The 17585-nt window shown below is 72.0% G+C and carries 13 protein-coding genes; 7 read left to right on the top strand and 6 right to left on the bottom strand.

The window, feature by feature from the left end; genetic code table 11:
• The gene (gene hrpB, locus ACIP79_RS28795; RefSeq protein ID WP_401227766.1) at positions 1-2517 is read left to right on the top strand and encodes an ATP-dependent helicase HrpB; all 2517 of its coding nucleotides are present in this window, start codon (positions 1-3) and stop codon (positions 2515-2517) included.
• Here hrpB and ACIP79_RS28790 read toward each other — a convergent pair.
• From ACIP79_RS28790 to ACIP79_RS28780, 3 genes are all read right to left on the bottom strand, one after another.
• Positions 2507-3499: a DUF3068 domain-containing protein gene (locus tag ACIP79_RS28790; protein WP_401227764.1), complete on the bottom strand. Its 993-nt coding sequence runs from the start codon at positions 3497-3499 to the stop codon at positions 2507-2509. The two genes, hrpB and ACIP79_RS28790, sit on opposite strands and share 11 nt — an antisense overlap.
• A 70-nt stretch (positions 3500-3569) precedes the next feature.
• A complete protein-coding gene (locus ACIP79_RS28785) occupies positions 3570-3704 on the bottom strand; it encodes an SPW_0924 family protein (RefSeq protein ID WP_401227762.1) in 135 nt (44 codons plus the stop codon).
• Positions 3705-3849: 145 nt separating this feature from the next.
• Positions 3850-5583, bottom strand: a complete 1734-nt coding sequence (locus tag ACIP79_RS28780; protein ID WP_401227760.1) for a lytic transglycosylase domain-containing protein — start codon at positions 5581-5583, stop codon at positions 3850-3852.
• 217 nt (positions 5584-5800) lie between these two features.
• Between ACIP79_RS28780 and ACIP79_RS28775 the strand changes: the two genes are divergently transcribed.
• Positions 5801-6655: a DUF4184 family protein gene (locus ACIP79_RS28775; RefSeq protein ID WP_401227758.1), complete on the top strand. Its 855-nt coding sequence runs from the start codon at positions 5801-5803 to the stop codon at positions 6653-6655.
• Here the strand turns inward: ACIP79_RS28775 and ACIP79_RS28770 are convergent.
• Entirely contained in the window at positions 6576-7538 is a 963-nt protein-coding gene (locus tag ACIP79_RS28770) for a serine hydrolase (RefSeq protein WP_401227756.1), read from the bottom strand. The two genes, ACIP79_RS28775 and ACIP79_RS28770, sit on opposite strands and share 80 nt — an antisense overlap.
• A 366-nt stretch (positions 7539-7904) precedes the next feature.
• Entirely contained in the window at positions 7905-10634 is a 2730-nt protein-coding gene (gene polA / locus ACIP79_RS28765; RefSeq protein WP_401227754.1) for a DNA polymerase I, read from the bottom strand.
• 144 nt (positions 10635-10778) lie between these two features.
• On the opposite strand from polA, the gene ACIP79_RS28760 reads away from it, so the two are divergent.
• Positions 10779-13058 (top strand): FdhF/YdeP family oxidoreductase, encoded by a 2280-nt coding sequence (locus ACIP79_RS28760; protein WP_401227753.1) that lies wholly within the window; start codon positions 10779-10781, stop codon positions 13056-13058.
• Between the two features lie 84 nt (positions 13059-13142).
• Positions 13143-13604 (top strand): PaaI family thioesterase, encoded by a 462-nt coding sequence (locus ACIP79_RS28755; RefSeq protein ID WP_401227751.1) that lies wholly within the window; start codon positions 13143-13145, stop codon positions 13602-13604.
• A gap of 388 nt (positions 13605-13992) precedes the next feature.
• Here ACIP79_RS28755 and ACIP79_RS28750 read toward each other — a convergent pair whose 3' ends face one another.
• Positions 13993-14739, bottom strand: a complete 747-nt coding sequence (locus ACIP79_RS28750) for a ceramidase domain-containing protein (RefSeq protein ID WP_401227749.1) — start codon at positions 14737-14739, stop codon at positions 13993-13995.
• 90 nt (positions 14740-14829) lie between these two features.
• Here ACIP79_RS28750 and ACIP79_RS28745 point away from each other — a divergent pair, with 90 nt between their 5' ends.
• The 3 genes from ACIP79_RS28745 to ACIP79_RS28735 all read left to right on the top strand — a co-directional run bounded on the left by ACIP79_RS28745 (position 14830) and on the right by ACIP79_RS28735 (position 17506).
• Positions 14830-15270 (top strand): hypothetical protein, encoded by a 441-nt coding sequence (locus ACIP79_RS28745; RefSeq protein ID WP_401227747.1) that lies wholly within the window; start codon positions 14830-14832, stop codon positions 15268-15270.
• A 94-nt stretch (positions 15271-15364) separates the two neighbouring features.
• Positions 15365-15997, top strand: coding sequence for a Tat pathway signal sequence domain protein (locus ACIP79_RS28740; RefSeq protein WP_401227745.1), 633 nt, complete (start codon positions 15365-15367; stop codon positions 15995-15997).
• A gap of 276 nt (positions 15998-16273) precedes the next feature.
• Positions 16274-17506: a branched-chain amino acid ABC transporter substrate-binding protein gene (locus tag ACIP79_RS28735; RefSeq protein ID WP_401227743.1), complete on the top strand. Its 1233-nt coding sequence runs from the start codon at positions 16274-16276 to the stop codon at positions 17504-17506.
• Positions 17507-17585: the final 79 nt, after the last annotated feature.

Here is a 17585-nt window from a genome sequence, read left to right as displayed (position 1 = left end):
GTGATCCGATACGACGCCCTGGACCCCCTGCCCGTACGCGGCGCGCTGCCGGCCCTGAGCGACTCCCTGGAGGCGCACGGCACGGCGGTCCTCGTCGCGCCTCCCGGCACCGGCAAGACGACCCTCGTGCCGCTGGCGCTCGCCGGGCTGCTGGACGAGGGTCCGCGGCGCCGTGTCGTCGTCGCCGAGCCGCGCCGCATCGCAGCGCGCGCCGCCGCGCGGCGGATGGCGTGGCTGCTCGGGGAGAAGGTCGGCGAGAGCGTCGGCTTCACCGTGCGCGGTGAGCGGGTGGTGGGTCCACGCGCGCGCGTGGAGGTCGTCACGACCGGCGTGCTGCTGCAACGGCTCCAGCGGGACCAGGAGTTGGCGGGCGTCGACGTGGTCGTGCTCGACGAGTGCCACGAACGGCACCTGGACGCCGACACGGTGGCCGCCTTCCTGCTGGACGTACGGGCCGCGCTCCGCCCCGAGCTGCGGCTCGTGGCCGCGTCCGCGACCACCGACGCCGAGGGGTGGGCGCGGCTGATGGGCGGGGCGCCGGTGGTCGAGGCCCAGGGGGTCTCGTATCCGGTGGAGGTGGTGTGGGCGCCGCCCGCGCGCCCGGTGCGGCCGCCGCACGGGATGCGGGTGGACCCCGTGCTGCTCGCCCATGTGGCGTCGGTGGTGCGCCGGGCGCTGGCCGAGCAAGAGGGGGACGTCCTGTGTTTCCTGCCCGGGGTCGGCGAGATCGCGCGGGTCGCCGGGCAGTTGGGGGATCTCGGCGGTGCCGAGGTGCTCCAGGTGCACGGCCGGGCGCCCGCCGCCGTGCAGGACGCGGTGCTGTCGGGCGGTGCTGGACGCCGGGTGGTCCTGGCGACCTCGGTGGCCGAGTCGTCGCTGACGGTTCCCGGGGTGCGGGTGGTCGTCGACTCCGGGCTCGCCCGGGAGCCGCGGGTGGACCACGCGCGCGGGCTGAGCGCGCTGGCGACCGTACGGGCCTCGCAGGCGGCCGGGCGGCAGCGGGCGGGGCGGGCCGGGCGTGAGGCGCCGGGCCGGGTGTACCGCTGCTGGTCCGAGGCGGAGGACGCCCGCCTCACCCGCTTTCCCGCGCCGGAGATCAAGGTGGCCGACCTGACGGCGTTCGCCCTCCAGGCGGCCTGCTGGGGCGATCCGGACGCGAGTGGACTCGCGCTCCTGGACCCGCCGCCCGCCGGGGCGATGGCCGCGGCGCGCTCGGTCCTGTCGGCGGTGGGCGCCGTCGACCCCGCGGGCCGGGCGACCGAGCGGGGTGTGCGGATGTCCGGGCTCGGCCTGCACCCGCGGCTCGCCAGGGCCCTGCTGGACGCGGCGCCCGAGGTAGGCGCCGGCCGGGCGGCCGAGGTGGTCGCCCTCCTGAGCGAGGAACCGCCGCGGGAGTACGGCGACGATCTGGCGGCGGCCTGGCGGACCGCCCGGCGCGGCGGCGACTCCTACGCGGCCCGCTGGCGCACGGAGTCCCGCCGGCTGCGCACGTCGTCCGCCTCCGTCTCGGGTCCGCCCGCCGCCGGCCCACGCCCGGTCGCGGGGGACGACCAGGCGGCCGGGCTCGTCGCGGCCCTGGCGTTCCCCGAGCGGGTCGCGCGGGCCCAGGGCGGCTCCTACCTCATGGTGTCGGGGACCCGGGCCGAGCCGGCGGACGGCTCGGCCCTGCGCGGCGCGCCCTGGCTCGCGGTGGCCGTGGCGGACCGTCCGGTGGGCGCCGGGCACGCGCGCGTGCGGCTCGCCGCCGTCATCGACGAGGAGACGGCGACACGGGCCGCGGCGCCCCTGCGCTCGGCGGGCGAGGAGGTCCACTGGGCCGACGGCGACGTCGTCGCACGGCGCGTCGAGCGGCTCGGGGCGGTCGAGCTGGCGGTGCGGCCGCTCAAGAAGGCCGACCCCGGTCTCGTACGGGAAGCGCTGCTGGAAGGGCTGCGGGAGGACGGGCTCGGTCTGCTGCGGTGGTCGCAGGACGCGGAGGTCCTGCGGCGGCGGCTCGCGTTCCTGCGGCTGCACCTCGGCGCCCCGTGGCCCGATGTCGGTGACGACGCGCTGCACGCGCGCGTGGACGAGTGGCTGGAACCGGAGCTGAGCCGCGCCCGGCGGCGGGCCGATCTGGCGCGCGTCGACGCCGGACAGGCGCTCAACCGGCTGCTGCCCTGGGCGACGGGGGACGCGGCCCGTCTCGACGAACTCGCGCCCGAGCGGATCGGGGTACCCAGCGGATCGCGGATCCGGATCGACTACAGCGACCCCGAACAGCCGGTCCTCGCCGTCAAGTTGCAGGAGATGTTCGGCCTGCACGCCTCCCCGGCCGTCGCCGGGGTGCCCGTGCTCGTGCATCTGCTGTCGCCCGCGGGGCGGCCCGCCGCCGTCACCGCCGACCTGGCGTCCTTCTGGCGGGACGGCTACAAGGCCGTGCGAGCCGAACTGCGCGGGCGCTATCCGAAGCATCCGTGGCCCGAGGACCCGGCGACCGCCGAGCCGACGCGGTTCACGAACGCGCGGCTCAGGCGCTGACCGGATCCGGCTCCACCGCGTCCGCGCGCGCGGGGTCACGCGGGCGACGACCGCGGGCCTCCAGGTAGAGGGAGAGCGTCAGGAGGCCGGCGCCCAGGACCAGGAAGCCCCAGGGGAGGTACGTCGTCATCAGCAGGACCAGGGTGCGGTTCGACCTGACCAGGTCGACGGTGTGATCGATGTAGTCCTCGCGCATCTTCACGTGCCCGGAGAAGGCGGTCACCTTGTCGCGGTCCCCGAGGAGGGTGCCGCCGCGCAGTTCCTCCCGGTGGATCTCCTCGCCGTACACGGGTGCGCCGGTGACCGGCTCCACCCAGAACCTGCGGACCGTGGTGTACCAGCGGGTGGTGCCCGACTCGGCGATCGAGTCCAGGGTGACGCCCTCCACGGGCAGGATCTTCGGGAACTCGACCTCGGTCCAGGGGATGGTCTGCTCGAAGTAGTAGACGTCCACGCCCCGGAAGTCCTGGGTGCCCTCGTAGTGGATGGGGGCCGACGTGCGGGTCTGGGCGTCGAAGTACTCGTAGTCCCTCTTCTCCGTCATGAAGGGCCACTTGAACTCGATGCCCTCACGGGTGACGGGTTCGCCGTCGACCGACTCACCGGTGGCGTGGACGGGCTCCTGGGTGTGCGCGTCGAAGATGTACCGCTCGGGGAGCTTGGAGACCATCTCGCCGTCAGGGCCCTGGATGTAAGAGAGGGAGTCCCAGACGACGACGTCCCGGCCGGCGGTCCTCTCGATCTTCTCGGAGGCCTCGACGTTGCCCTTCAGGGTCTGTACGACGGTGACCTGGGGGACCTTCTTCGCGGTCATGGTGCCGTAGTCGAGGAGGGTGGCGTCCTTCGCCTCCAGGACCATGTCCTGGTACTGGTCGGCGGGGACCTTGGCGACGCGCGGGAAGGCGTACCAGCGCAGCAGGGGGGACATCGCCGCGAAGAACACGGCGAAGGCGAGCAGGATCAGGCTGACCTTGCGGCGCATGGTGGCGTCCTCCCTGTGCCTGGCCGGGTGCGTGGGGCGGGTGCGTTTCCGGTGGCGTGGAACCGGTGCGTTACGGGTGCGAGGGCACGGTGGTGAGCAGCGGCTTCGGCGAGGTCTCGCCGGCCGGGGAGCCCATGGCCGTGACGGTGAGCACCAGGGCGAGCGCCGCGGCGAGACCGGTCGCGGCGGCGATGAGGGCGCGCATGCGGGCCTCCCCGGGGGCCAGGAGCTGATACATCGTCAGGTCCGGCACCGTAGCAACGGCGGGGCGAGATGAGAACACGTCGCACACACAACGAAAGCGCCCCTCCGCGGGAAGCGGAGGGGCGCCAAGGCAGTGCGGGTGTCCGCTACGGGGTGGCCGAGGCCGTCGGCTCGGAGGTGGTCGAGGGGGTCGGCTCCGGGGTGGTCGCCGCGGCCACCGTCAGTTCGACGGTGAGCGTCGCGCCGCCCGTGGTGGTGACGCGGAGCAGGAACGTGCCGGTGGTGTCGTCCGCGAAGAGCGCCGGGAGCTTCAGCAGGCCGTCGGCGTCCGTGGTGAGGTCCGTGAGGGTGCGCACAGGGTTGCCGGCCGCGTCCTTGAAGTACGGGCCCTTGTCGTTCACGGTCGCGTCGTCCGCCGAGGTGATCAGGGTGGCGGTGGCGGCGACCTTGTCGGCGACGGCGCCGTTCAGGGTGGCCTTCACCTCGACCGCTTCCGCGAACGCGCCGCCCGGCACGCAGGTCAGCGCGGTCGTGGTGGTGCGCGCGAGGGCGTCGGCCTGACGGGCGGTGACGTTCGCGGTGAAGTCGAGGCCGGTCAGCGTGCGGCCCACGACGCTGGTGCGCACGACGAAGGAGCCGGTCTTCTCGCCCGCGACGAGCGCGGGCGCGGTGGCCGTGCCCTTGCTGTCGGTGACGACCGTGGCGACCCTCTCGCCGCCGGTGAAGGTGGCGTCCGTGGCGTCGCCGACGATCGTGAAGCGCACTCGGACCTTCGCGACGGCCTTGCCCGCCGAGGTCTCGGTGCGCACGGCGACCCGCTCGCCGAAGGCGTCGCCCGCCGTCGCGGTGAGCGTCCCGGTGCCCGCGTCCTCCAGATGGTCCACCGTCTCGGTGGGCGTGGGGCTCGGGATGGGCGTGGCGGGCAGTGTCGGCTTGGTCCCCGGGGAGCTGTCGCCCTTCGGCGGTGTGCTCGGCGACGGGGTGTTCGGCGACGGGGTGTTCGGTGTGGTGGGAGTCGCGCTCGGCGTGGTGGTGACCCCGTCGGAGCTGTCGCTGCGGTTGGAGGGCAGCGTGCCGGTGCCGTCCGGTACCTCGTGGGTGCCCTCGCGGTAGAACTCCAGCCACGACAGGACCGTGTTGAGGTACTCGGTGGAGTTGTTGTAGCTGAGGATCGCGGTGTGCAGGTCGGCCTCGTCGGCCAGGTCCCAGTTGAACCGGCAGAGGTAGCCGCCCGCGGCGAGCGCCGCGTCGTAGATGTTGTTCGGGTCCTTTTTGCCGTCGCCGTTGCCGTCGCGGCCCGCCCACTCCCAGGTGGAGGGGATGAACTGCATCGGGCCGACCGCGCGGTCGTAGGTGCTGTCGCCGTCGTACGCGCCGCCGTCGGTGTCACCGATGTTCGCGAAGCCCTCGCCGTTCAGGACCGGGCCGAGGATCGCGGTGATCGTGTTGCCCTGGGCGTCGACGTTGCCGCCGCGCGCCTGGCCCGACTCGACCTTGCCGATGGCGGCGAGGAGTTCCCAGGGGAGGTTGCAGCCGGCCTTGGACGCGCGCAGCGAGGCCGCGGCCTGCTTGTAGGCGGCGAGGACGGTCGCGGGTATGCCCGCCTCGGCCTCCCCGACGGAGACCGGGGTGCCTATGGTCGGCGCCGGGCTGGGGGTGTTCAGCGGCGGAAGGTCCGTGTAGTACGGCGAGTTGCCGGTCGCGCTGCCGTCGCTGTTCGCGTCGGGCGTGGACTCGGCGTCGGCGCCGGTGGTCTGTCTGCCCGCGTCGTCGGTGGTCGCTCCAGGGGCCTGGGAGGCGGACAGAGCCGCGACCGCGACCGCGGCGACAGCCGTGGTCATCGCCCCCTTGCGCAGCCTCGTGCCGAAATGCGCCACCATTGAGTGAGTCCCTCCCGTGGACGACCGCTTACGCGACTTGGTGCTGTGGTTTCCTTCTGGCGTCCGACCGTTTCCCCGTCACGACGACCCAGGCGACCCTACGACAACTCCTGTGACGCGGGCACCCGTTCGTGCCCCATTTTCACCAGTTGGCCATGTCCGCTTGTGCGGCAGGTAGTCGGCCGTACCCGGCCAACGTTAGCCACAAGAGGTCGACTTGCCCTTCACTCTCAGCCACGCGGCCGCCGTGCTTCCCGCCGTGCGCGGCGACGGAAGCGGGCGCGGCCGGCTGGTGCCGGCGGTTCTCGTGGCCGGTTCGTTCGCTCCCGATCTGACCTACTACGCGGCGAATGTGGTGCCGGGCGCCATGGAGTTCGGCGCCTTCACCCACTCCTTCACCGGGGTCCTCACCTTCGACGTGCTCGCCGCCTGGGCGCTCGTGGGCGCGTGGCTGGTGGCGCGCGAGCCGCTGGTGGCGCTGCTGCCGCGGGCCCGGCAGGGACGGGTCGCGGGTCAGCTGCGGTGCGGGGCGGCACGTGCGCGTCCGCGCCCGTCGACCGCGGCGTGGTGGTACCTCTCGGCGGCGCTCGGCGCGCTGACCCATGTCGTGTGGGACGCGTTCACGCACCACGACCGCTGGGGTGTGGAGCTGCTGCCCGTGCTGGGACGGGAGATGGCCGGTTCGCCGGTGTACCGGTACGCGCAGTACGGCAGTTCGGCGGTGGCGGCCGTCGTCCTTGTCCTCTTCGTGGCCGTCGCGCTGCGGCGGACTCCTCCGGGCGAGCCCGTGGGGGTGCCCGCGCTGTCCCGTTCCGACCGGTGGACGGCCGGTGCCGTCATCGGGGGGTGCGCGCTCGCGGGCGCGGTGCAGCGGGCCTCGTACCGGCTGTCCCACCAGGGAGCCGACGCGCGGCCCTGGGAGTGGATTCCGACGCTGTGCTTCGGTGCGGGCGCCGGGCTCGTGCTCGGCCTCGCGCTGTACGCGGCCGGGGTCAGGACATGGCGTCCGGCTCCGGCTCGTCCCGGCCCGGCAGCGGTTCACTCGGAGCCGAGCCGTCCGGCACCTCGCTGACCGCGCTCTCCGGCGTGAGACTCCGCACCGGACCGTGCCCACGGCCCAGGCCCCGGTGCACGGCCTGCGCGATGCGCTCGATGGTGCGGACTCCGTACGCCATGGTGGGGTTGTCGTGCGACAGGACGACGATGCGGTACGTCCGGCCGCGGCCGGTGAACGCGCCGACGCTGTGCACCCGCCAGCCGTGCGTGGCGCGCGGCAGCCACCCGTTCTTGACGTGCGCCTTCATGCCTCTCGGCATGCCCGCGGGCACCCCCCAGCGCTGGTCGCGGCGGACCTGGCTGAGCAGCTTCAGGCCGTAGGCGCGGCTCTTCAGGAAGGAGCGGGTGTCGGTGAGGACCCCCAGCAGCCGCATCTGGTCGGCGGCCGTGGTGCGGGTCAGACCCCAGTAGCCCTTGGGGCCCAGGGCGGTGCTCGTCGTTCCGGCGCGGCTCAGGAAGCGGCTCAGCCGGGCGTGGCCGAGGTCGCTCCACAGCCGCACCGCGGACCTGTTGTCGGACCTGATGATCATCGGCCGTACGTTGGTCCGCTCCCACTTGGTGAGTCCGCGCCCCAGCTCCTCCGCCCGGCGCAGCGCACCCTCCATGATCACGAGCTTGGCGACACTCGCCGAGTCGTACTTGCGTGTGCTGGCGAGTGCGCAGGTCAGGCCGGTGTCGTCGTCGCGCACCGCGACGGAGACGGTGCCCTCGCGTGACGACAGCGCCGCCCGGATGTCGCGGGACATCCGGGCGGCGAGGTCGGGGTCACGGACGGAACGGCAGGCCGCGGGGACCTGAGCGGTGCTCGCCTGCGCGGCGACCGGGGGTATCGGCGCCAGCAGCGCCGAGACGACGGCCGTGGCGATGACCGTGCGTCGGTCGAGCATGCGTATACCCATGCCCGAATCCTTGCGGGCACCCCCGGGCACGGGCGTCTTTGCGTGGGCCACGCGGGTGACGGCCGTTCCGGGGACCTTCGTCGCGCCCGCGCCCGGGGTGAACCGCTCCCGGCCTCCCCTCGCTCCCGGCCTCCCCTTCGCACGGACCCGGGGCCCCCGGCCCGGCGGAGCTGCGGACGACTAGGGCCTGTCGTTTGGATCAGGTCGCAGGGCATCGACGGTGCCTTGTCTGCGCCCTGAGCGGGGCCTGGTGCGTGCGGCTGCAAGGCGGAGGAGGGAGTCGACGCGGAGCGTCGGCGACTGACGACAACGCCGCAGACGTGCGTGCCAGGCCCCGCGTCCGCGGCGTGATCCAAACGACAGGACCTAGTGCGCCGCCGACTCCCAGTCGTCCCCGGAACCGATGGAGACGTCCAGCGGAGCCCGGAGCCGGACGGCGGACGCCATCTGGCGGCGGACCAGTTCCTCGGCGCGGTCGCGCTCCCCCGGGGCGATCTCCAGCACGATTTCGTCGTGGACCTGGAGAAGCATCCGCGACCTGAGGCCGGCCTCGGTCAGCGCGCGGTCCACGTCGAGCATGGCGATCTTGACGATGTCGGCGGCGGTGCCCTGGATGGGGGCGTTGAGCGCCATCCGCTCGGCCGTCTCACGCCGCTGCCGGTTGTCGCTGTTGAGGTCGGGGAGGTGCCTGCGGCGGCCGAACATCGTCTCCGTGTAACCCGTGGCACGGGCCTCGTCGACGACACGGCGCAGATAGTCGCGTACGCCGCCGAAACGCTCGAAGTACGTGTCCATCAGCCCGCGTGCCTCGCCCGCGTCGATGTTCAGCTGCTGGGAGAGGCCGAACGCCGACAGTCCGTACGCCAGGCCGTACGACATCGCCTTGATCTTGCGGCGCATCTCCGCGTCGACCGCGGACCCCTCGACGGAGAACACCTGCGAGGCGACCGTGGTGTGCAGGTCCTCACCCGACGTGAAAGCCTCCAACAGGCCCTCGTCCTCGGAGAGGTGGGCCATCACACGCAGTTCGATCTGGCTGTAGTCCGCCGTCATCAGCGACTCGAAGCCCTCGCCGACCACGAACCCCCGGCGGATCGCCCGGCCCTCGTCCGTGCGGACCGGGATGTTCTGGAGGTTCGGGTCCGTGGACGACAGACGGCCCGTCGCGGCCACCGTCTGGTTGAAGGTGGTGTGGATACGGCCGTCCACCGCGACCGTCTTGATCAGGCCCTCGACCGTCGACCGGAGCCTCGCCTGCTCACGGTGGCGGAGCATGATCACCGGCAGGTCGTGGTCGGTCTGCTTGGCCAGCCAGGCCAGCGCGTCCGCGTCCGTCGTGTAGCCCGTCTTCGTCTTCTTCGTCTTGGGCAGGTCGAGCTCCCCGAAGAAGACCTCCTGGAGCTGCTTGGGCGAGCCGAGATTGAACTCGTGCCCGACGGAGGCGTGCGCCTCCTTCACCGCCTGCTGCACGGCGCCCGCGAACATCTGCTCCATGGCCTCCAGGTGCGCCCGGTCGGCCGCGATGCCGTGCCGCTCCATGCGGGCCAGCAACGCGGACGTCGGCAGCTCGATGTCACGCAGCAGATCCGCGGCGCCGGCCTCCGCGAGCTTCTCGCCGAACGCCTCGCCCAGGTCGAGGATCGTGCGGGCCTGCACCATCAGCGCGTCGGCCTCGGCGCGGTCGTCGGTACCGAAGGCGAGCTGTCCGTCGGCCGCCGCGGCGGCGGGCCCGAGCTCCCGGCCCAGGTACTCCAGGGACAGCGCGTCCAGGGCGAAGGAACGGCGCCCCGGCTTGACGAGGTAGGCGGCGAGCGCGGTGTCCATGGACACGCCCTCGATGGTCCAGCCGTGCTCGGCGAAGACCCGCATCGCGCCCTTGGCGTTGTGCAGGACCTTGGGGCTGCCGGGGTCGGCGAGCCACTTCCGGAACGCGTTCTCGTCGGCCTCGTCGAGAGTCGTCGGGTCGAACCAGGCGGCGGTGCCGTCGGCGGCGGCGAGCGCGACCTCGGTCACCGAGCCCACGCCGAGCGCCCAGGTGTCGACCGTGGCCAGCCCCAGGATCTCCGTGCCGTGTCCGGCGAGCCACGGCTTCAGCTCACCGGCGCCCAGCACCGTGCCGTCGAGCTCGACACCCGCCGTGACCGGCTGGGCCTCCTCGGGCACCTCGGCCCCCGGGTCGACGGCGAGGAGCCGCTCGCGCAGCGAAGGATTGCGGATCTCCAGGGTGTCCAGGACCATCGCCAGCGCCTTGCGGTCGTACGGGACGCGCTCCAGGTCGGTGACCTCCTTCGGCAGCTCCACGTCCTTCACCATCTCGGTGAGGCGGCGGTTGAGCTTCACCGCCTCCAGGTGGTCGCGGAGGTTCTGCCCGGCCTTGCCCTTGACCTCGTCGACCCGCTCGACCAGCTCCGCGAACGAACCGAACTGGTTGATCCACTTCGCCGCGGTCTTCTCGCCGACCCCGGGAATGCCCGGCAGGTTGTCGGACGGATCGCCGCGCAGCGCCGCGAAGTCGGGATACTGCGCCGGCGTCAGCCCGTACTTCTCGAAGACCTTCTCCGGAGTGAACCGGGTCAGCTCCGAGACGCCCTTCGTCGGATAGAGCACCGTCGTGTGCTCGGAGACCAGCTGGAAGGAGTCCCGGTCACCGGTGACGATGAGCACGTCGAAGCCGGCGGCCTCGGCCTGGGTGGCGAGCGTCGCGATGACGTCGTCCGCCTCGAAGCCGTCGACCGCGAACCGGTCCGCGTGCATCGCGTCGAGCAGCTCGCCGATCAGCTCGACCTGCCCCTTGAACTCGTCCGGGGTCTTCGACCTGTTCGCCTTGTACTCGGTGAACTCCTCGGAGCGCCACGTCTTGCGCGAGACGTCGAACGCCACCGCGAAGTGGGTGGGCGCCTCGTCGCGCAGCGTGTTCGCCAGCATCGACGCGAAGCCGTAGATCGCGTTCGTCGGCTGGCCCGTCGCCGTCGTGAAGTTCTCCGCGGGCAGCGCGAAGAACGCGCGGTACGCCAGCGAGTGCCCGTCCATGAGCATCAGCCGCGGACGCGTCTCGCCGGAGGTCTTGTCGGTCTTCTTCGCTGCTTTCTCTGCCACGACCCCGATCCTGCCACGTGGCACTGACAGTGAGAGCCCGCACGGCCCGGCGGTGAGAGCCCGCACGGGTCGGCGGAGGCGCTGTCGGTCCCGCGTGCGAAGATCGGAGACGCACATCACACATGCGTCCGAAGGGGCCCCGCGATGGCCAGCAAGCCTCCCACGAGCGATCCGGTTCAGGACGCGCCGCAGGTCACGGAGCCCAAGCACGCCGCGGCCGGACTGCCCGCCATCGGGCACACCCTGCGCGCCGCCCAGCAGCAGATGGGCGTGCGCCGCACCGCGCTCACCCTGCTCCGGGTCAACCAGAAGGACGGCTTCGACTGCCCGGGGTGCGCCTGGCCCGAGCCCGAGCACCGGCACGCGGCGGAGTTCTGCGAGAACGGCGCGAAGGCGGTCGCCGAGGAGGCCACCCTGCGCCGGGTCACGCCGGACTTCTTCGCCGCGCACACCGTTGCCGACCTCGCCACCCGCAGCGGCTACTGGCTGGGCCAGCAGGGCCGCCTCACCCACCCCATGTACCTGGCGGAGGGTGCCGACCACTACGAACCGGTCACCTGGGAGCGCGCCTTCGACATCGTCGCCGAGGAGCTCGCCGCGCTCGGCTCCCCCGACGAGGCGCTCTTCTACACCTCGGGGCGCACCAGCAACGAGGCGGCCTTCCTCTACCAGCTGTTCGCCCGCGAGCTGGGCACGAACAACCTGCCGGACTGCTCCAACATGTGCCACGAGTCGTCGGGTTCCGCGCTCAACGAGACCATCGGCATCGGCAAGGGCAGCGTCCTGCTCGACGATCTGTACCAGGCGGACCTGATCATCGTCGCCGGGCAGAACCCCGGCACGAACCACCCCCGCATGCTGTCCGCGCTGGAGAAGGCCAAGGCCAACGGCGCGAAGATCATCACGGTCAACCCGCTGCCGGAGGCGGGACTCGAGCGTTTCAAGAACCCGCAGACCGCCCAGGGCATGCTCAAGGGCGCCGCCCTCACCGACCTGTTCCTGCAGATCCGGCTCGGCGGCGACCAGGCTCTCTTCCGCCTCCTGAACAAACTGATCCTCGACACAGAGGGCGCGGTCGACGAGGACTTCGTCCGCGAACACACCCACGGTTACGAGGAGTTCGCCGACGCCGCCCGCGCGGCCGACTGGGAGGAGACGCTCACCGCGACCGGCCTCACCCGGGAGGAGATCGAGGAGGCCCTCCGTCTGGTACTCGCCTCCGAACGCACCATCGTGTGCTGGGCGATGGGCCTCACCCAGCACAAGCACTCCGTGCCGACGATCCGCGAGGTCGTCAACTTCCTGCTGCTGCGCGGCAACATCGGCCGTCCCGGCGCCGGCGTGTGCCCGGTCCGCGGTCACTCGAACGTGCAGGGCGACCGCACGATGGGCATCTTCGAGCGGCCCGCACCGGCCTTCCTGGACGCCCTGGAGCGGGAGTTCGGGTTCACTCCGCCGCGCGAGCACGGCTACGACGTCGTACGGGCCATCCGCGCGCTGCGCGACGGCGACGCGAAGGTCTTCTTCGCGATGGGCGGCAACTTCGTGGCGGCGTCGCCCGACACCGAGGTGACCGAGTCGGCCATGCGCCGCGCCCGCCTCACCGTGCACGTGTCGACGAAGCTGAACCGCTCGCACGCGGTCACCGGCGCGCGTGCCCTGATCCTGCCCACCCTCGGCCGCACCGAGCGTGACCTCCAGGGCAGCGGCGAACAGTTCGTGACCGTCGAGGACTCCATGGGCATGGTGCACGCCTCACGCGGCCGACTGGAGCCGGCGAGCGAGCACCTGCTGTCCGAGCCCGCCATCGTCGCCCGTCTCGCGCGCCGTGTCCTCGGCCACGAATCCCGTACGCCCTGGGAGGAGTTCGAGAAGGACTACGCGACCGTCCGCGACCGGATCGCGCGCGTGATCCCCGGCTTCGAGGACTTCAACGCCCGCGTGGCGAACCCCGCCGGTTTCGCGCTCCCGCACGCCCCGCGCGACGAGCGCCGCTTCCCGACGGCCACCGGCAAGGCCAACTTCACGGCCGCGCCCGTCGAGTACCCGAAGCTCCCCGAGGGACGGCTGCTCCTGCAGACCCTGCGCTCGCACGACCAGTACAACACCACGATCTACGGCCTCGACGACCGCTACCGGGGCATCAGGAACGGCCGCCGGGTCGTGCTCGTCAACCCCGAGGACGCCCAGCGGCTCGGCCTCGCGGACGGCTCCTACGTCGACCTGGTCGGCGAGTGGAAGGACGGCGTCGAGCGCCGCGCCCCCGGATTCCGTGTCGTGCGCTACCCCACCGCCCGGGGCTGCGCGGCGGCCTACTACCCGGAGACCAACGTCCTGGTCCCGCTGGACGCGACCGCCGACACCAGCAACACCCCCGCCAGCAAATCCGTCGTCGTGCGTCTGGAACAATCGGCGACCGACTGAGCGTTCGCTCAGCGAGTCGGTGAGCCCGGTCCGCACAGGGACCGGCCACCCCACAGTGATCCACGACGGACGGAGTCGGGCCCCATGGGCGAGCAGCACACCGTGAAGTTCCCGCAAGAGGTCATCGCCGAGTACGCCGCGCTGGGCATCGATCTGGCCGCCCTCTTCTCCGCGGGCCACCTCGGCTCCCGGATGGGCGTGCAGATCGTCGAGGCCTCCGCGGACCGCGTGGTCGGCACCATGCCGGTCGAGGGCAACACCCAGCCCTACGGCCTCCTGCACGGCGGCGCCTCCGCGGTCCTCGCCGAGACCCTGGCGTCCGTGGGGGCGATGCTGCACGGCGGCATCTCCAAGATCGCCGTGGGCGTCGACCTGAACTGCACACACCACCGCGGGGTCCGCTCCGGTCTCGTGACCGGCGTGGCCACGCCTGTGCACCGGGGCCGGTCCTCGGCGACGTACGAGATCGTCATCACCGACGAGACGGACAAGCGCGTCTGCACCGCACGGCTGACGTGCATGCTTAAGGACGCGCCGGCTGGGTGAGGGTGGGGGGCGGGGACCGGACGCGAGAGGCCGGGGCCCGGGACCTGAGGGGGGACGCCGGAGCCCGGGGGCCGGAGACCGGAGGCCAGGGGCCGGTTCTCCGAGGATCCGGCCGCCCCGCGGAGCGCCCCAAGACCTCAGCCGCCCGTCCCACGGACCCATGGACGCGCCTACCGGCTGAGTGCCGGGGGGCGAGGCCGCAACTCGCGGACCAAGGACCGGGGGCCGGAGACCGGAGGCCAGGGGCCGGTGAGCCGAGGAGACGGATCGCTCCGGCGGGTCGCCCCTGCCGAGGATCCGACCACCCCGCGGAGCCCTCAGACCTCAGCCACCCGCCCCACGGCACCCCGAAGCCCTCAACCACCCACCCCCCGGCACCCCGAAGCCCTCAACCGCTCCCCCTCGGAGCCCGAGGTTCCTCAGCCCCCGCCCCCGCCCGGCGCTCCCCCACGGCCGTCGCGCCGTCGGGGTCCGTCAGGTGGCGCCAGCGGTGGATCAGGGCGTGGGACACCAGGAAGACCAGTACGGCGTCGAGGGTGTGCCACAGGAAGTGGGTGCCCAGGGGGAACGGGGTGCAGATCGCCTCGTCCACCGTGCGGGCGCACAGGGCGACCGCGAACACCACGGCCGCCGCGGCGAACTCCCGCCACTGCCGGGCCCGACCCGGCTCCCTCGACGCCCGCAGGGTCACCGCCAGCCCGGTCAACAGCAGCAGCACCGGCACGTACATGCCGGAGCGGTTCGGGACAAAGTCGCCGACCAGCGCGCCGAACACGGCGGTGAAAGCCACGAAGGCGGCCACGCCCAGCGCGCACCGCCGCCACCCGAGACCGTGGAACCAGCGCAGGAAGCCCGCGAGGCAGAAGAGCACGAACACGGTGATGGGCAGGACGTCCAGTACCTGGGACCAGCGCGTCGCCAGCGTGTGGAAGGCGAAGCTGCCGATGCCGATGAGCGCGATACCCGGGGCCAGCAGCGCGATGCTCGTCGGCACCCGGGGGAAGGGGCGCAGGGCGCGCCAGATTGCCAGCGCCGCCACGAGGAAGGCGAGGTTGCTCACCGCGTTGACGGGCTCGGCCCAGAAGGCGGCCGAACTCCGCTCGCAGTACTCGTCGAGGTGCTCGCCCCAGTTCACCGTCCGCGCCCCGCCCTCGTCCCGTCCCGTCCTCGCCCTTTGACGGCCGCATCCGTTGATCCCGGGCACCCGGCGGCCTAGCGTCAACCTATGCGAACGGCGGGAGCACCTTGGGCGCGGACGGCGCGCGGGTTCCGGCTCGGGTTCGGGTTCGGCATCGGGCTGACGCTCCTGGCCGTCGGCCCGCTCACCGGCTGCGGGGAGCCCGGAGCCGAGGGCGCGGGCAGTGCCGCCCGCCCCGCCACCGCCACCGCCACGCCGTCGGCGTCCACGCCCTCCGAGGAACTGTGCGCCCGGCTCGTCGCGCACTGGTCGCGGGAGGCGCTGGACCAGGACACCTACGGCGACTACCAGTCGATGGGCCTGTCCAACGGGCAGTACGAGATCCTGATGAAGGTCGTGGACGCCGCCCGGACCGAGGAGAAGCACCAAGGTGCCGAAGCGGCCGAGCAGTTGATCGACCGCCGGGCACACGACCTGTGCGCGGAGCGCTATCGCGACGGCACCCCCGGCGGAGGTCCATGGCAGTGAACGGCCACCCGGAACAGAGACCCACGGCAGCGGACAGCCGGCCGGACCAAGCGCCCACCGCGGTGAACGGCCCCCCGACCCAAGGCGGTTGGCCGTGACCGGCATCGGCCCCGTCGAGCCGGGTGAGGGCACCCGCGCGCGGGACGTCCCCGCACCGGGCGTCCCGCCGCCGGCCAAGGCCCCGCACGGCCCGCTCACCCAGTGGTACGTCCGGCACCGCCGTGCCGTACTCGCCGTAGCGGTGTCCGGCGCCGTCCTCGCCGGCGGCGGGTACCTGTATGTCACCCGGCCCCGCCAACCACCGCCACCCGCACCGCCGTTCCCCTCCCAGGTGACCGATGTCGCCTACGCGGGCAGGGCGGAGCCGCCGCGGAACGGGCCGCTCGGAGCGTTCACCTTCGCGGTGGAGCTCACCGTGAGTTCCGGCCCCGCGGTCACCGTGACGCGGATCGGACAGCCCTCGGCCGGCCTCTCCCTCACCTCGGTTCCGCGCCCGCCGTTCCGGACGAGGACAGGATTTCCCCGCCGGATCACGCTCACGGTGCACGTGGGCGAATGCGCGAAAGTGCCCCGGAACGCCGGACTCCCTTTCCTGGACGTAACTCTGCGTAATACGAGCGCAATACAAGTGCACAGCTTCATCCTGGGTGAGCTATACGCCCAAGACCTCTCGGAAGCCCTCCAGGTAGCCTGCGGCAACAATTCCGGGTCATCACCAAAGTCCTGAAACACTCCTGAACACACCCCGCCGAGTCCTGCGCGTTCTCAGCATGCGGACAGGGCGAATCAGCCTGAATTCAACTGTTCCACCCACTCAGTACCGCTCTGCATTACCTCGTGTCATAACAAGAGCGTCACAGCCTTCCCCAGACCCTCCTCGTTGTTCCCATCACCCGCTTAGAGTCACGCCCAGTCACCGCGCCAAGGATTCGAAACTATTTCGGCTCAGCGCTCGACTCGGCCGCTTCCATGGGGGAGGGCCGCGCCAGGGAAAGGACTGACCGTGCGTCAACGTTCGTTCATCGCCATCACCGCCGCGCTGGCGGCGGGGGCACTGACCCTTACCGCCTGCGGCTCGCGCGACGACGACGGCGACTCGAGCTCCGGTGACGGTGGCATCACCGTCACCATCGGCGTCGACGCCCCGCTGACCGGCGACCTGACCGCTCTGGGTCAGGGCATCAAGAACTCGGTCGACCTCGCCACCAAGCAGGCCAACGAGCAGAAGTTCGTCGACGGTGTCACCTTCAAGATCGAGGCCCTCGACGACCAGGCGCAGCCCGCCTCGGGCCAGCAGAACGCCACCAAGCTCGTCGCCGACAAGGCGGTCCTCGGCGTGGTCGGTCCGCTGAACTCCTCCGTGGCCGAGTCCATGCAGAAGGTCTTCGACGACGCCAAGCTCGTCGAGGTCTCCCCCGCCAACACCAACCCGGCGCTCACCCAGGGCACGGAGTGGAACGGCGGCACCAAGGTCCGCCCGTACAAGTCGTACTTCCGCACCGCGACCACGGACGCCATCCAGGGCCCGTTCGCCGCGCAGTACGTCTACAACGACTCCAAGAAGAAGAAGGTCTTCGTCATCGACGACAAGAAGACCTACGGCGCCGGTCTGGCCGCCACCTTCACCGAGGAGTTCGAGAAGCTCGGCGGCAAGGTGGTCGGCACCCAGCACATCGACCCCGACACCAAGGACTTCTCCGCGGTCGCCACCCAGGTGAAGAGCTCCGGCGCGGACGTCGTCTACTACGGCGGCGAGTACCCGCAGGCCGGCCCGCTCAGCAAGCAGATCAAGGCCGCGGGTGCCAAGATCCCCGTCGTCGGTGGTGACGGCATCTACAGCGCCGACTTCATCAAGCTCGCCGGCGCCACCGCCACCGGCGACCTCGCCACCTCCGTCGGCGCCCCGGTCGAGGAACTGCCCTCGGCCAAGGAGTTCGTCGCCAACTACAAGGAAGCCGGTTACAAGGACGCCTACGAGGCGTACGGCGGCTACTCCTACGACTCGGCCTGGGCGATCATCGAAGCCGTGAAGAAGGTCGTCGAGGACAACGACGGCAAGCTCCCGGACGACGCCCGCGCCAAGGTCACCGAGGCCATGCAGAACGTCTCCTTCGACGGCGTGACCGGCAAGGTCTCCTTCGACGAGTTCGGTGACGCGACCAACAAGCAGCTCACCGTGTACGCGGTCGAGAACGGTGCCTGGAAGCCCGTGAAGTCCGGTACCTACACAGGCTGATCCCCACCCGCACACCGAACGAGCCGCGCGGGGCGCCGCACCACAGGCGCCCCGCGCGGACTCGCATCCGGCCACATCC

Origin of the sequence: Streptomyces sp. NPDC088747 (assembly GCF_044751025.1) — a bacterium.
GTDB lineage: Bacteria > Actinomycetota > Actinomycetes > Streptomycetales > Streptomycetaceae > Streptomyces.
Note: the sequence above shows the minus strand (reverse complement) of the source record. Positions and strands in the feature narration are given on the sequence as shown.

Bases quoted from the DNA above. Each gene is read 5' to 3' on its own strand.
- ACIP79_RS28790 (WP_401227764.1), bottom strand. From the start codon at position 3,499: ATGCGCCGCAAGGTCAGCCTGATCCTGCTCGCCTTCGCCGTGTTCTTC.
- ACIP79_RS28785 (WP_401227762.1), bottom strand. From the start codon at position 3,704: ATGCGCGCCCTCATCGCCGCCGCGACCGGTCTCGCCGCGGCGCTCGCC.
- ACIP79_RS28780 (WP_401227760.1), bottom strand. From the start codon at position 5,583: ATGGTGGCGCATTTCGGCACGAGGCTGCGCAAGGGGGCGATGACCACG.
- ACIP79_RS28770 (WP_401227756.1), bottom strand. From the start codon at position 7,538: ATGGGTATACGCATGCTCGACCGACGCACGGTCATCGCCACGGCCGTC.
- ACIP79_RS28760 (WP_401227753.1), top strand. From the start codon at position 10,779: ATGGCCAGCAAGCCTCCCACGAGCGATCCGGTTCAGGACGCGCCGCAG.
- ACIP79_RS28755 (WP_401227751.1), top strand. From the start codon at position 13,143: ATGGGCGAGCAGCACACCGTGAAGTTCCCGCAAGAGGTCATCGCCGAG.
- ACIP79_RS28745 (WP_401227747.1), top strand. From the start codon at position 14,830: ATGCGAACGGCGGGAGCACCTTGGGCGCGGACGGCGCGCGGGTTCCGG.